We start from the raw sequence: 13,538 nt of genomic DNA on the forward strand, positions 1-13,538 counted from the left end.
GCCTCGGGGGAGGGCGCCCGAAACCCTTTCCCCTCCCACCACACGGGATCGCTACCCGGAATCCCAGTCCTTCTCATCAACACGTGTCTTTCGACGCGGCCATTAGTCCGCGAACGGAAAGCCGCGATCATCACCTGGAATTCTCCTGATGAACCCTGCTCAACCACTCTACTCGACCGCCTATGGACAAGCCTGGTGCGGCAATTCGCTCGAACTCATCGATCGGCTTGACGATGAAAGCGTCAACCTGGTCATGACCTCGCCACCGTTTCCGCTGCTGAGACCAAAAGCCTATGGCAATGAGGACCAGACCGCTTATGTCGACTGGCTCGCCGCCTTTGCCGAAAAAATGGTGCCAAAACTCACCACGGACGGCAGCTTCGTCATCGATCTCGGCGGGGCCTATCAACGCGGCACCCCTTCTCGCAGCCTTCACATCTACAAAGTCGTTCTTCGTCTCTGCGAAGACCTGGGGTACCATCTTTGCCAGGAGTTTTACTGGCACAATACGGCCAAGCTGCCGAGCCCGATCGAATGGGTGAACAAGCGCAAGATCCGCGCCAAGGACGCCGTCAACACGATCCTGTGGCTCGGCAAATCGCCGTGGCCAAAGGCAGACGTCCGAAACGTCCTCACCCCATACAGCGAAAGGATGCGCAAACTTCTCGCGGAAACAGATAACCGCACGGAAGAAGCCGTTCGACCGAGCGGGCACAGCATGACGAAAACCATTGCACGCGATAACGGCGGAGCTATTCCTTCCAACGTGCTGGAAATTCCAAACACGAGCAGCAATGATGCCTATCTGCGCCGCTGCAAGAGACTTGGGGTGACCCCACACCCGGCCCGGTTTCCAAGATTGCTTCCGGAATTCTTCATCAGGATGCTGACCGCTCCCGACGATCTCGTCGTTGATATCTTTGCCGGATCAAACACGACCGGCGAGGCGGCGGAGAGGTTGCATCGGCGCTGGATCTCATTCGAGATGAACAGGGATTATGTCGCGTCCTCGCTCCTTCGTTTCGCCACCGACACATGCGACGACGATTTGCGCGCTGCCTATACAGCCGTGTTGGCACCGAATGAACTGGACCTTGCCAGCATGTCATCCACCCCGACGCACGTGCCGGACGCCGGCTTTCGGGAGATTGTTCATTCGAAGCGGATTTGGAGCGCGTCGCCGTTGGGTTGAACTTATGACGGCGCCGATCCGCGATAACCAAACAGTGGGCGCGAACCACATGCCGGGAAAGGCCAGAGCAGGGGGGCCAGAACAGGGCAACCTCACCAGAGGCAACGGCATCATTCTCCCCACCTTTCCGCCATGTCATTCAACCCGCTCGAAATGTTGGGAAATCGATCTGCCGAGGTTGCCGCGACCGGCCGATCTGATCACCTTCGAATGAATTCAATGGGAATCTCAGTATGCGCGTCTGTGCCCCTGCTCTCTCCAAGGCCCGTTTCGAACAACTGCTGTGCGCATCCGCCGTGGAGCAGGACGAAGAGAGGCAAGTCGTCGAGATCACGATCCGAGAGCGGATGAAGGCCGGTGGAGGCCAGTCCGCGGAAAAGAACAGTCGAGCCTCAACTCCAGGCTCAAAACTGATCTTGGGTGGCAATGGGATCCTTGCCGTTGCCTCGGTGAGTGCGCGTATCGCCATCAAATCAGTCGGACCGGCACATAGCCCCTTCTCCGCTTTTTGCGCGCCAGCATCAGGAAACGGATCGCAGCGTCCCGCTCGGTCGTGAAAACTTCGCTTTTCTCGCCGCCGCGCTTGCCGATCCGTCCCCATTGCCGCACGACGGCGATTTCGCCGAAGAGCGTCGGCTGGATGGCGAGCGCATAGTAGCGCGCTTGGTTTCTGGCGCGGTCGATCTTGCGACAATAGAGACGGTACGGGTAGAGAGCCATGCCGGCAGCATCGCCAAACCGCCCAATCCTGTCCAACGACACTTATGAATCGATCGCGCCTTTCCGATTCATCGGAGTGATGGATTGGCCATAGGAAGCCGGAAGTTCGCACGGAAAAACCCGTTGGCGCAGGACCAGGGGTGCCAATTCTTCGCATTGTTCGGGGCTGTGCCTGGAGATGATGCGACCCTATTTGTCGATCCAGCAGAGTTCCAGCATCTCCTCCTGCGTCATGGAGCGCATCATGCCGGTTATCGAGTCGCCGGTGTTTTTGGTTTTGACGTCTGCGCCATGCGCCGAGAGCCTGTCGTCGCGCAACCCCGAGCAGGGCGCAGGCGGCCTTGGCCTGACTGCACGCGGCTCAGCGGGCATCGCATCAGGAAAGTGGAACCTGAAACGCGTCCATGTAATTATATCCGCATGAAGCATGACCTCCGCTCAATCATGAGGTAATCCCCATGCGGACCGTAGATGACTGGCTCGAAGACTGGCTTGCCGAGCATCGCAATGTCAGGCTGGAAGACGCGCACCCGATGGCCAATGCCGTGCGAGCCGCTGCGCTCGCCGATGGTTATAGCCTGGAGCTACTTCGTGATGCCGGCGACGGCGACATAGAACGGTTTGTAGGTCGCGTGGTGGTTTCGCAGGTTATCGCGGGGTCTACCGTAGCGCCGCTGGAGGGGACAATCGGAAGAGTGCAAGGCGGGCTCAGAAAATGCCCTGTTCGGCTTCCACCTCAGCAATGGCCGCTTCAAGCTTTTCCATCATCCTGCGCAGTGCCGCCTCTGACGGCCTTGGATCCAATCGATCCACGCTTTTGGTCACGCCCTCCCGCGCCTTGGCGTATACCTCAAGGCGGGCTGTTGGCGTGTTTTCCGGTAGCCGGGCGAGAGTGCTGCGCAGGATGATGAGGTAAGGGTTCATGGCCTTGGACCCTACCCGAAGCATGTAAACCGCGTGTTAACCTCAAACGTGGCCGTCCAGCCTGGCGAGTATCCTCAGGGCCTCCACACGGTCAGGCTCCCAGAATTTCAGGCGGGTCCTTCCGTCCTCACCGGTAGTCACAGTAAACGCTTCGCGGTGCATTCCCATTTCGAGCAGCCGCTCTTCCACGGCGGCTATGTTTCCGGCGAGGGACGACAGCGGATCCACGACCACGTATTGAGTGCGCATCTGTGCCAGCATTCGTTCCCCCTTGCCGCTGAGGAGCCCCATCGGGTGAAAACTCTACAATCCAGAGATGCTAAGCAAGGACATGCCTGAATGTTGGTAAGCAGGTAAGGTCACCCGCTGAGGCGACAATTGATGCCGGGCGGAGCAAGTCATGAACGCACGACCAGACCACCTTTAGATGGACGAGAATTAACCGCAGGCGGGTCGCCGTGAAAGAATTCGTGGTGCCGGGATTGAGCCGGAAGCGTTGATCGGCCCGACGGCATCGCCAATGCAGCGATGATTTAAAATCGTCGACTTACGACTTTGAATTGGCCGTAATTTGGTTTAAAAACAGTCGAATGAAGGCTGAAGATTCGTCGCTACATTACTATGATCGGAAAGTCGCCCCGAAAATCCGGGAGGCGCTGGAAGATACCCGTGTTGTTCTCATTTCCGGCCCACGACAGGCAGGCAAGACAACCCTTGCACGGCAGTTCGTCGCCGACAACCGGCCATATTTCACCCTCGATGATATCGGTACCTTGGCGGCAGCCCGCAATGATCCCGTCGGATTTATCCGAGGGCTGGATGGGGCAGTTATAGACGAGATCCAGAGAGCCCCAGAGCTTATGCTCGCGCTCAAAGAAAGCGTCGACATCGACACCAGACCGGGTCGGTTCTTGATTACTGGTTCTGCAAATCTTGCGACGGTTCCCGCCATAGCAGATTCCCTGGCAGGTCGTATGGCCGTAATCTCGCTATTTCCATTGGCTCAAGCCGAAATCATCCGCGCGCCGGGCGAGTTCCTGCATCGGGTGTTTTCGGACGAACCGTTTACATCAGCAGGGTCGCCCGTCAATGCGGGAGACCTTATCGAGATTGTCCTCAAAGGGGGATATCCCGAAGTCTTGCGAAGAAAGAGTGCCAGTCGAAGACAAGCGTGGCTCGACGACTATATCTCCGTGATTCTGGATCGTGACGTTCGTGATATCGCAAATATCGACCAACTCGATCGGCTTCCGAGGTTGCTGAGCGTATTGGCCGAACACGCGGGTCAACTTACGAACAATTCCAGTTTCGGATCGGCGCTGGCGATCTCCAGCGTCACAGCTCAAAAATACGTCGGCATCCTTGAGCGCCTCTATCTTCTGAAATTGGTCTCGCCTTGGTCGACCAATAGCCTCAGCCGTCTGATTAAAACCCCGAAGATGCACTTCGTCGACAGTGGCCTGCTTGCTGCCGTGCGCGGCGATGATGAGGAGAGGCTACGGCGAGACCGGGGGCGCTTCGGACCCTTGCTCGAAAGCTTCGTCGTATCCGAAATCCTAAAGATCGCAGCCTGGACCGATCTCCGGCTATCGTTCTCTCACTATCGCACGAAGGACCAGGATGAAGTGGATCTCGTGATCGAGGACCGTCGCGGTCGGATTGTTGGGATCGAGGTGAAGGCGTCGGCAACAGTCCGTCCGTCGGACATCAAGGGTTTGCGCCAGCTCAAAGCTGCGACAGGAGATCGTTTCCTGCGTGGGCTCGTTCTCCATGATCACGATCGGGTCACGCCGTTTGATGAGAATATTTCGGCAGCTCCACTGTCAACACTATGGACGTTATAACATCACATAATGCGATTTATGGAACTACGACAGAACGTGGAGCGGTCAGCCACTGACGGGACGACCGCTTTCACGCGATGAGTGTCGGGCCGACCAAGAAGCGCCCCCAGAACCGTCTCTCCTTGCACGGTGGGCGGATGTTAGGCATATCGCCTCGCCCTCCGTCTTACATGAATGGACAAAACGACAGAGTCAGGGTGCCAAATGCTGCTCATCAGGATGGCAAAGATCGTTGTTCCAAACCGACCGCCCAGACAGAGGAAGCCGACGAGCAGCCGGCGGCACGCCCTGCACTCGGCGGCCGCAGGTGTTGGTCAGGACGGAGCACGCGGGATCGGGCCACCAGGAAAAATAGAGCACGAAAAATCGTGCATGCCCTTTCCCTGTTCGGTTCAAGGTTTTACTGCTTCAGGCATGCCCCGAAGCGGGCAGGCTTTCCGACAGCGCGATCTTCAGCTTCTCTTCTTGTTCTGGCGAAAGGGATGTCTTGAGAACCCGGCCTCGCAGACCTTCAAACTCGGCCAGGACCTTCTCAGGCTGAACCTTTCGCACAAGAACGAACAGCGCTGAGGAATTGTTTGGAATGGTCTCACCCAGTGACTTGATGAACGCATCATCGATACCGTAGTCCGCAAGTGACCCGGACAAGGCGCCGACACCGGCCCCGGTCAGGCCACCGATGGCGATGCCCGCCAGAGGATTGAGGAACAGCAGACCCACCAGGCCGCCCCAAAGCGTACCCGACAGAAGGCCCGACGTAGCGCCAAGGGCGGTCAGGTTGAGGCTCTGCTTGAGATGGACCTTCCCTTCGCCGTCACGAACAACGACCACCGCGTCTTCCAGATCGACCAGATATTCCTTCTTCAGCGCAACGAGTTTGAGAAGCACCTTGTCGGCTTCATCAACCGTGTCAAAACCGACAACAACGAGATCGGACATTATTTGCTACTCCTCTGTTATAGTCTCTTTTGTGAATGTTGCCCTTCGCTCAGGCGTGCTTACCCAACCCCCGGAGCGACGGCACTTATCGTGACAGAAAGATCGGAACCTCCGGGTTTGCCAGGAGCGTCCGGGTTGCACTGCCGAAGACGAACTCAGTGATACGGGGCTGCCCGTAGGCGCCCATCACCACCATCTCAGCGCCGAGGTCTTCTGCGTGGGCCAGAATAAGCTCGCCGGCGTTGCCGCCTTCCAGGCGGTCGAGCGTCACCTTGATGCCGTGGCGCGCAAGATGGAGAGAGATATCGCTGCCGGGGTCTTCTCCCAGCAACCGCGCAACCTTGGGCTCTGGAACAACGACAACGTGCACGGCGCGAGCGGCCGCGAGGAAAGGCATGGAATCGGCGACGGCGCGGGCCGCTTCCCGGCTGGCATTCCAGCCGATCACGATCGTTTCGGGCGCGCCGCCTTCCGGCCATGAAGGGGGTAAAAGGATCGACGGCCGCCCGGACGCGAAGATGATATCTTCCGAAACCGTGAGAGCCGTCTCCGCGCGAGCGGGTTCACGCCCTGTCCCAACAATGGCAAGCGATGCATGACGGGCATGCAGCATCAGCGCCTCGCCCGTTTCGCCTGAACATATCCTGAGTTCGCACTGGACGCCGGTTGCGGCCGCAATCTCCGCCAGGAGTGCACGCAGCCGCTCTTCGGCCTCATGCTTGCGTGTTTCGTAGGACGCTATCATGCTTCCGATCGCCGCCCCTCGAGCAAAGCCATGAGAGGGATTGGCGATCAAATCTTCTGGCACGAAAGCAACAATCAAATGCGCGTCCCATGAGCGCGCAAGATCTACAGCATAGTCGATATAAACCCGACAGATGGAAGCATCCGCTGTATCGATATAGACGACGATATCTTTTGGCGTATTCATTCCATCCCCTTGCCGACCAGCAATGGCCCTAAACTAACGATCGCCCCCCGCGAGTCAACAACTGATGATCAGCAGGGTGACGAAAACCTGCTTGCGTGGCGCGCTACAAAGATTGTCGTCCGCAGGCCTGGCTGCCGCGCGCATGCTACTCCCGACACGGTCGCTGAAGGCGTTCTCCGCTGTCGCCTTCAGGTTCTGGCTCTTCTAGCGTCCCCTCTTGCTTTCCCTCTTGCTCCCCCTTGCCCCGGCTGGCTTCGGCTGTCGTCTCCGGTGCGCACCAGATAGAGCCTGCGTCAGTTTTTTTAGCGCGACGCTTCCTTCGCACCTCCACAGTGAACGGCTTTGTTTGTCTCATCGGGTTTTACGCTCCGGATCTTTTATCAGCGATTGCGCTCGATGCTGGCGATCGCCGCAAGGCAAGCGCCAATGCGCTGAGCGCGCAGCCGGTCAACATGAGGTCGATCGCCAGCAGCGCGCCGATGATCCACAGACTGTTGACCAGCCAGCCCGCAAGGACGATCAGGGCAACGAGCACCGTGACGACGCCAGCGGCCGCGAGCCACGGCCAACCTGAAACAGGGCGGATCGCCAGACCGGCGGCAGTCCTCATAATGCCTGCCACGAGCATGCTGAGAGCCATCAGTAGTGTGAGGAAAGTGGATGCCAGGACCGGGTTCCAGAATGTCACCAGACCGGCCAGCACATAAAGCCCGCCAACCAGGAGCAAACCGAAAGTCTGGCTCCAACGCTTCATCTGAAACGCAAAGACGATATGCGCCGCACCCGCCAACAGCATCGTCGCACCGACAAAGAGGACGGAAACGATCGTGGCCAGCAAGAGGTTGGAGAGGGCGACAAGCGCGATCAGCGCCAGCACGATGCCTGCGCCCAGCAGCCATCGCCATCGTGACCGCAGCAATTGCAGGTCGGTGGCGTCGAGGCTTGCGGTATAAATGGTCAACATAAGTATTCTCCTCTAAAAAACATGAAGAAAGCTGCGCCGCGTCGGGTCAGTTTCCACCGACGATCTTGCCGGCAAGGACAAACGGGCTGGAAAGGACCGCACCGGCCGAATTGAAGACAAAGGCTCCGGCTTGCCTGAGATTCTGGGGGTTGCGGCTTCCATCCCGGCCCGAGAGCTTCGGATAGTAGGCGGCGAGACCGACGAAACGATTGTGTCGGAAGCTGTCTGAGGCCTCGATATCCGAGATGTCGATCACCTGCACATTCGCCTTGCGCGTCGCCTCTTCGACTTTCGGATCCGTCACGTCAATCCTGCCCAGGCGCTGACGTTCAGTGGACAGGAATTCCGAGACCTTGAGCGCCCTGTCATCCTGGGAAACAAGGATTGTCATCGGCGGGTTCAGCGGCCCAATCGTCGCAAGCTGTGCCTCGAACACATCGACATCGATATCGGGCGCCGCCAGCACCACCTGCAGTCGACGGATCGCCGCGTCCTTGCCGGTAAGCCGCAGCTGGCGCACGGCTTCCGTCGTCAGCCATCCACCCATGCTGTGGCCGACGAGCGTGATGGGGCCTTGCGTCTCCTTGCGTGCGAGCGTGCCGAGCAGATCCGCCAACTGGTCGCGCGAGAACGTCACCGCGTCCTTGTCGGCGACGTAGCCGCTCAGAGCGCCTTCGGACGGCCAGGCAAACAGGATTGGAGCGGCATCGACACCGGCGTCCGCCGTCATCTGGGCTATGCGATAGACGGCCTCGGTGAAATTCGTGTTGTAGCCGTGCACGAACACGCCGACGCTCGGCGGTTTGCCGTTACGCTTGCGCGTTACCTCCGCCTCGAATGTCGCCGCGTCGAGAACCCGCTGCTCGACCGTGACGAAATCCGTCTTCGGATTCGGCTTCGATTTCGGCCATTCCACATTGCCGGCCTTGTGCCCCGGCGGGATGGATATCCCGTAGCGGATGTAGCTGACCTCGCGGGACCGCCCGGACGTATAGACACCGTTCTCGTCGCGCTTTCGCGTGGTCGCCACATAGACCGTCGTGAGCTTCGCTCCCGGAAGGGTCTCGGCGGTTTGGGCAAGCAGTTCCGGGGCGGGGCGACCGGCACAGGCTGCAAGCAGGCTCGTGAGAAGCAGAAGCGTAAGGCGAAGACTGAATTCACGCATTGACTGAACCAATTTCTTGTTTTGAAGAGGCGCTGGAACCATCGCGCCTCTCGGTACGACAGAGTTCGTCCTGCCGCCGCGCAAGCGGCGACGTCGATGTAGTTTGCCGGCAGCCAGCCTTCCGGCTAGGCCGTGATGTGAAAACCGTTATCGGCGTAGACCACCGACCCCGACAGAGGCGTTGCCGCCTCGCTCGCCAGGAATGCGGCGATACGCCCGACCTCTGCGATACTCACAAGGCGCCGCGATGGCGTGCGCTCGCGCACCGTGTCGATGAGCTCGTCGAAACGCTCGATACCCGAGGCTGCCCTGGTGGCGATCGGCCCGGTAGACAGGGCATGGGCGCGGATGTCCTGCGCTGCGAGATCCGCGGCCAGGTAGCGTACGCTTGCTTCCAGCGCGGCCTTCACCGGTCCCATCAGATTGTAGTTGTCGACGACGCGCTCAGCTCCGAAAAAGCTGACGGTTATCAGGGATCCGCCTTCCTTCATCAGCGGGGCGGCGAGCCGCGCCATCCGGATGAAGGAATGGCACGATATATCCATGACCTGCGCAAAGCCTTCGGCCGAGCAGTTGACGATGCTCGTCTGCAAGTCCTCTCGCGGCGCGAAGGCGATCGAATGAAGCAGAAAATCGAGACCGCCCCATTCATTCGCTATGGTGTCGAACACCGCCTCGAGCTGGCCTGCAATGCGAACGTCGCAGCCTTGTCGTTGAGATAGGTGACCGCCAGATCGGCGCCGGCCCCTGAACGCGGCTGCACAGCCGGCCGCGATGGAGGAATCGTTGGCGATGCCGACGACGAGGCCACGTTTCCCGAACAGATCGACGAGCGCAGCCATCGCTCAGCCTCCCGAAATTCTCAAGGCCTCAGTGGCGATCACCTGCTCCTCATCGGTTGGGATCACAAGGACGGTGAGACGACTGGCAGGACTGCTAATGACCGGGCGGTTCCCGGCGTTTGCTTCAGGGTCGAGGTCGATGCCGAGCCACATCAGCCGCGTGCAGATGTCCTGCCGGATCGCCGGCTGGTGTTCGCCGATACCGGCCGTGAATACGAGGGTGTCGAGACCGCCGAGCGTCGAGGCAAGCCGGGCGATCTCGCCGGCGATCCTGAACGTGAACAGCTCGATTGCTTCCTTCGCCTGGCCCTCGTCGCTGTCCAGAAGCACGCGGCTGTCGGCGCTGATGCCCGACACGCCCAAGAGACCGGAGCGGTGATAAAGGAGATCCTCGATTTCGCCGAGATCGCGACCGGTCTTTGCCAGGTGCATGACCACGCCGGCATCGAGCGCCCCGCAGCGCGTCGCCATCGGCACGCCGTCCAGCGTCGAAAAGCCCATGCTGGTGTCGCGGCTGACGCAGTTGTGCATCGCGCAAAGGCTGGCGCCGGAGCCGAGATGGGCGACAACGACCTTGCCCGGCGCGTGCTCTGGCCAGTTCTTGAGAAGCTGGTTGGCAATCGATCGATAAGAAAGGCCGTGGAAGCCGTAGCGTTTGATACCCTCTTCGTAGAGCTGCCTCGGCAGGGCGAAGCGGCGTACGACTTCAGCATGCGTGCGATGGAAAGCCGTGTCGAAGGAGGCGGTCTGCCTGATTTCCGGCCGAAGGCGCGTGATCGCCCGGACAAGGCGCAGCGCCTGCGGCTGATGGAGCGGCGCGAGCGGTATGAGCGCTTCCATCTGCGCCATCGCCTGATCGTCGATCAGCACTGGCCCGTCGAACAGGTCGCCGCCGTGCACCACGCGGTGACCGATCGCGACGATGCCGGACAAATCGTAATGCCATGAGAGCCGGGCGAAGGCTTCGCTCAAAACCTCGTCCAGCTCGTCTCCGGCTTTGGCTTCCAGTTCGATATCGAAGCGATCCGGCCCTTCGGAAAGCTCGAAGCGCAGTGGCGCCTTGCGGAAATCGATCATTCCCTTGCCGATGCGCGTAAGGCTGCCGTCCGCAAGGGCGAACAGGCCAATCTTGACCGTGGAGGAGCCGGCATTGAAGGTGACAAGCAATTGCTCGCTCATATCGTGGCTCCCGTACCGGGCACCTGGTTGCGGGCGACGAGCAGTCTTGCGAACGTTGCCGAGGCGATGCGCGCCGAAAGCGGATCGGAGCGGCTGGTCAGCACGATCGGCACACGGGCGCCGAGCACGATGCCGGCCGCGGTCGCCCCCGCGAAATAGATCAGTTGCTTGGCGAGCATGTTGCCGGCCTCGAGATCCGGCACGAGCAGGATGTCGGCCTCACCCGCGACGGGAGAGACGATGCCCTTCGTCTTCGCCGCATCGAGGTTGATGGCATTGTCGAAGGCAAGCGGGCCATCCACACGCCCGCCTGTGATCTGGCCACGCGCCGCCATGACTGTCAGCGCGGCAGCGTCGAGCGTGGACGGCATCTTCGCATTGACGGTTTCGACCGCCGCGAGCACCGCCACGCGCGGTTCGTCGACGCCTAGCGCGCGAAGAACGTCGATGGCGTTCTGGCAGATGTCGCGCTTCTGGTCGAGTGTCGGTTGGATGTTGATTGCGGCATCGGTGACGATCAGCGGCTTGTCGTAGGCCGGGACGTCAAGCGCGAAGACGTGGCTGATGCGCCGTTCCGTCTTGAGACCAGACCCGGTGGCAACGACGGCGCCGAGAAGCTCGTCGGTATGCAGGCTGCCCTTGACCAGAACCGATACCGCACCGCCGACCGCGAGTTCCACGGCGCGCGCGGCTGCCGCATGACTATGGGGAACGTCCTCGATCGCCATATCGCCGAGATCGATCCCCGCGGCGCCGGCGGCGGCGCGAATCTTCGCTTCCGGCCCGACCAGCAGCGGCTCGAACAGGCCCTGTTGGCGCACCTCGACCGCAGCCAGGATGGCTCCGGCGGAGCACGGGTGAACGATGGCGGCCCGAACCGGTGGGAGGCTACGGGCTTCCGCGACAAAGGCTTCATAGCGGCTTGCACGTTTCGTATCCGGCAATGCGACGGAGGGCGGCGCTTCGGTCCATTCGATTGATTTGTCGGGCGCGATCACCATGGCCGTGCCGGTCAGGACATATTCGGCTTTTTGATTGGAGCAGATCGTCTCCAGTGCAACGGTGCGATTATCCGGGTTTTTCTGCACAACCCGCACGGTTGCCGTGATCGTGTCGCCGGCGGCGACCGGCTTCACAAAGCGGAAATCCTGTCCCAGATAGATCGTCCCTGGCCCCGGAAGCCTTGTGCCGATCACGCGCGAGACCAGCGCTCCTGTCCAAAGCCCGTTGGCAACGATATCGTCGAAGACGGTCATTGCCTCCGGTGCCGCATCGCCAGGAGCCGGCATGTTGCCGCCGGCCATCGCCGCCAACAGATCGATGTCGTTGCGACCTGCGACCCGTGTGAGGTTTGCGGTATCGCCAACCCGCAAGTCGGTGAAGGTATAATTTGTCAGCGAGCTGTCAGCCATCGCCCTCTCACTTGTGGAACACGTAGGCGCCGGGCGCTTTGGCAGTGACAGAGCGACTTGTGTCGGTTAGCCGCGCTCAGCGCCTCGCGCCTTCGATCATTGGCGTGGTAGGCTTCTATGTCGAGAGTGCCGTAAAGGAATTTGGCTGCCTCGATTTGCGGCACGTTCAAATGATTCATTGCGGCTCCGGACTAATTGGCATGGTAGTCGTCATGGTCTGGCATTCCTTGTCTTCGTTCATGATGAACTCGACGACCTGAGAGACCAGAGCCGTCAGTTCACGATCATTTCCGCTCTTCTGGAGGGCCGGAGTGCCGATAACGTGACGAAGGATGCTAACCCCGGCCAGGAACGCGGCGACTATTGCCGCGCGCTGCTCTGACACGACCGGGCATTTGGAAGCGAAAGGTGTGACGAACCCGTCGTCGATAAGCTCGCGAAAAACACGTGAAGCCTCGGGGCTGGAAAAAGATCGAGCAAGGATGTCAAAAGGCCGGATTTCGTTGGCGCCTTTTTCGGCAAGCACGTCTTCCGCCAGCGTCATATGCAGCTCACTTGCCTCACCGACGAGCCAGACCTCTGGACGTATCATGGTCTTGACGGCTTCCCGGAACAACTTCTCCTTTGATCCGAAGGAGCGATGAACATAGGCCATGTCGACGCCGACATCGGCGGCAATGTCTCGCAGCCCGGTTTCCTCGTAGGAGTGGGTGGAGAAGCGCAAAATCGCGGCTTTCAGGATGCGCTCCCGGGTGGTATCGTCCGCGGCGGGACGGATCAGTCGCTTGGGCATACATCTCTCCAGATTGACGGTAAAAGGGTTATCGGCATAACAGCCCCCGGTCAACGACTGATGACTGCCATCTCCGAACGATGGAAGTGGACTACTGTTCCGCTCTGTCCACGCGTCCGGAAGCGTAGTGCAAGATCGTGATTCTGAACACGCTAGTGCTGCGAACGTATGCCAAGCCGGAGTCTGTCATCAGCTGGCTACTGTGCAATCTCGTGGTCGTCCCCGCCTAAGTGGTTCTTGAATGAGACGTCTTCTTCGATCTTAGATTGCGCAATTTTCCTACTTCGCTGTTTTTCGCTGGAATCAAAAGGCGAATATCAAGACATTGATCACCGATGGTTGCCCCCGGGCATTCTTCTTTCTCGTGATTGTGTCATCCTGAATCAGGACATTGTTGGCATGAGCGTGCCTGGGCGTCGCAGGCAACACCATCGGCTTGCTTGCCGCCTGCATGATCGACGGTTCTGCCGCGTCAACGCTCTAATCATCTCCGCTTTCGTCGGCTGATGGCGTGCCCGATGCCGACGGCGGGCGACAGTGCCCGCTCCCGGCATCGCGCCCTTCCGGCTATGTCCCCAACGCGAAGGTCGCATCCCTGCAACGATCATCAACTGACGACAAATTCGGTCGGGA

The 13,538-nt window shown here is 59.9% G+C and carries 13 protein-coding genes and 1 pseudogene; 3 read left to right on the forward strand and 11 right to left on the reverse strand.

Features of this window, described 5'->3' with window-relative positions:
* The first annotated feature begins 148 nt into the window (after window positions 1-148).
* Complete coding sequence (locus tag EGT36_RS30165; protein ID WP_125271798.1) at window positions 149-1,192, forward strand: DNA-methyltransferase; 1,044 nt, start codon at window positions 149-151, stop codon at window positions 1,190-1,192.
* A gap of 468 nt (window positions 1,193-1,660) precedes the next feature.
* Here EGT36_RS30165 and EGT36_RS30170 read toward each other — a convergent pair whose 3' ends face one another.
* Window positions 1,661-1,912: a WGR domain-containing protein gene (locus EGT36_RS30170; RefSeq protein ID WP_035226543.1), complete on the reverse strand. Its 252-nt coding sequence runs from the start codon at window positions 1,910-1,912 to the stop codon at window positions 1,661-1,663.
* A gap of 178 nt (window positions 1,913-2,090) precedes the next feature.
* On the opposite strand from EGT36_RS30170, the gene EGT36_RS30175 reads away from it, so the two are divergent.
* Entirely contained in the window at window positions 2,091-2,336 is a 246-nt protein-coding gene (locus tag EGT36_RS30175; RefSeq protein ID WP_210211255.1) for a hypothetical protein, read from the forward strand.
* Window positions 2,337-2,620: 284 nt separating this feature from the next.
* Here the strand turns inward: EGT36_RS30175 and EGT36_RS30180 are convergent, their stop codons facing one another.
* On the reverse strand, window positions 2,621-2,860 hold the full coding sequence (locus EGT36_RS30180) for a hypothetical protein (protein WP_035226443.1): 240 nt from the start codon (window positions 2,858-2,860) through the stop codon (window positions 2,621-2,623).
* Between the two features lie 18 nt (window positions 2,861-2,878).
* Window positions 2,879-3,097, reverse strand: a complete 219-nt coding sequence (locus EGT36_RS30185; RefSeq protein WP_244667914.1) for a hypothetical protein — start codon at window positions 3,095-3,097, stop codon at window positions 2,879-2,881.
* A gap of 329 nt (window positions 3,098-3,426) precedes the next feature.
* On the opposite strand from EGT36_RS30185, the gene EGT36_RS30190 reads away from it, so the two are divergent.
* Window positions 3,427-4,680, forward strand: a complete 1,254-nt coding sequence (locus EGT36_RS30190) for an ATP-binding protein (protein WP_035226446.1) — start codon at window positions 3,427-3,429, stop codon at window positions 4,678-4,680.
* 408 nt (window positions 4,681-5,088) lie between these two features.
* Here EGT36_RS30190 and EGT36_RS30195 read toward each other — a convergent pair whose 3' ends face one another.
* From EGT36_RS30195 to EGT36_RS30230, 8 genes and pseudogenes are all read right to left on the reverse strand, one after another.
* A complete protein-coding gene (locus EGT36_RS30195; protein ID WP_035226447.1) occupies window positions 5,089-5,619 on the reverse strand; it encodes a DUF1269 domain-containing protein in 531 nt (176 codons plus the stop codon).
* Window positions 5,620-5,704: 85 nt separating this feature from the next.
* A complete protein-coding gene (locus EGT36_RS30200; RefSeq protein WP_035226450.1) occupies window positions 5,705-6,550 on the reverse strand; it encodes a universal stress protein in 846 nt (281 codons plus the stop codon).
* Between the two features lie 361 nt (window positions 6,551-6,911).
* The gene (locus EGT36_RS30205; protein WP_051796448.1) at window positions 6,912-7,514 is read right to left on the reverse strand and encodes an HdeD family acid-resistance protein; all 603 of its coding nucleotides are present in this window, start codon (window positions 7,512-7,514) and stop codon (window positions 6,912-6,914) included.
* Between the two features lie 46 nt (window positions 7,515-7,560).
* Window positions 7,561-8,679 carry an alpha/beta hydrolase gene (locus EGT36_RS30210; RefSeq protein ID WP_035226453.1) on the reverse strand — a complete coding sequence of 373 codons (1,119 nt, stop codon included), beginning with the start codon at window positions 8,677-8,679 and terminating at the stop codon, window positions 7,561-7,563.
* A 125-nt stretch (window positions 8,680-8,804) separates the two neighbouring features.
* Window positions 8,805-9,521, reverse strand: a pseudogene (gene fabI, locus EGT36_RS30215) (enoyl-ACP reductase FabI).
* Window positions 9,522-9,524: 3 nt separating this feature from the next.
* Window positions 9,525-10,700, reverse strand: coding sequence for an acetate/propionate family kinase (locus tag EGT36_RS30220; RefSeq protein WP_035226456.1), 1,176 nt, complete (start codon window positions 10,698-10,700; stop codon window positions 9,525-9,527).
* Entirely contained in the window at window positions 10,697-12,112 is a 1,416-nt protein-coding gene (locus EGT36_RS30225) for a bifunctional enoyl-CoA hydratase/phosphate acetyltransferase (protein WP_035226457.1), read from the reverse strand. Before EGT36_RS30225 ends, EGT36_RS30220 begins: the two co-directional genes overlap by 4 nt.
* A gap of 175 nt (window positions 12,113-12,287) precedes the next feature.
* Window positions 12,288-12,905: a TetR/AcrR family transcriptional regulator gene (locus EGT36_RS30230; protein WP_286084387.1), complete on the reverse strand. Its 618-nt coding sequence runs from the start codon at window positions 12,903-12,905 to the stop codon at window positions 12,288-12,290.
* Window positions 12,906-13,538: the final 633 nt, after the last annotated feature.

The organism is Agrobacterium sp. FDAARGOS_525 (genome assembly GCF_003938925.1).
Taxonomy (GTDB): domain Bacteria; phylum Pseudomonadota; class Alphaproteobacteria; order Rhizobiales; family Rhizobiaceae; genus Agrobacterium; species Agrobacterium pusense.

What these genes read in the sequence shown, in the direction of transcription:
- EGT36_RS30165 (WP_125271798.1), top strand. Translation starts at nt 149, where the DNA reads ATGAACCCTGCTCAACCACTCTACTCGACCGCCTATGGACAAGCCTGG.
- EGT36_RS30170 (WP_035226543.1), bottom strand. Translation starts at nt 1,912, where the DNA reads ATGGCTCTCTACCCGTACCGTCTCTATTGTCGCAAGATCGACCGCGCC.
- EGT36_RS30175 (WP_210211255.1), top strand. Translation starts at nt 2,091, where the DNA reads ATGATGCGACCCTATTTGTCGATCCAGCAGAGTTCCAGCATCTCCTCC.
- EGT36_RS30180 (WP_035226443.1), bottom strand. Translation starts at nt 2,860, where the DNA reads ATGCTTCGGGTAGGGTCCAAGGCCATGAACCCTTACCTCATCATCCTG.
- EGT36_RS30185 (WP_244667914.1), bottom strand. Translation starts at nt 3,097, where the DNA reads ATGCTGGCACAGATGCGCACTCAATACGTGGTCGTGGATCCGCTGTCG.
- EGT36_RS30190 (WP_035226446.1), top strand. Translation starts at nt 3,427, where the DNA reads ATGAAGGCTGAAGATTCGTCGCTACATTACTATGATCGGAAAGTCGCC.
- EGT36_RS30195 (WP_035226447.1), bottom strand. Translation starts at nt 5,619, where the DNA reads ATGTCCGATCTCGTTGTTGTCGGTTTTGACACGGTTGATGAAGCCGAC.
- EGT36_RS30200 (WP_035226450.1), bottom strand. Translation starts at nt 6,550, where the DNA reads ATGAATACGCCAAAAGATATCGTCGTCTATATCGATACAGCGGATGCT.
- EGT36_RS30205 (WP_051796448.1), bottom strand. Translation starts at nt 7,514, where the DNA reads ATGTTGACCATTTATACCGCAAGCCTCGACGCCACCGACCTGCAATTG.
- EGT36_RS30210 (WP_035226453.1), bottom strand. Translation starts at nt 8,679, where the DNA reads ATGCGTGAATTCAGTCTTCGCCTTACGCTTCTGCTTCTCACGAGCCTG.
- EGT36_RS30220 (WP_035226456.1), bottom strand. Translation starts at nt 10,700, where the DNA reads ATGAGCGAGCAATTGCTTGTCACCTTCAATGCCGGCTCCTCCACGGTC.
- EGT36_RS30225 (WP_035226457.1), bottom strand. Translation starts at nt 12,112, where the DNA reads ATGGCTGACAGCTCGCTGACAAATTATACCTTCACCGACTTGCGGGTT.
- EGT36_RS30230 (WP_286084387.1), bottom strand. Translation starts at nt 12,905, where the DNA reads ATGCCCAAGCGACTGATCCGTCCCGCCGCGGACGATACCACCCGGGAG.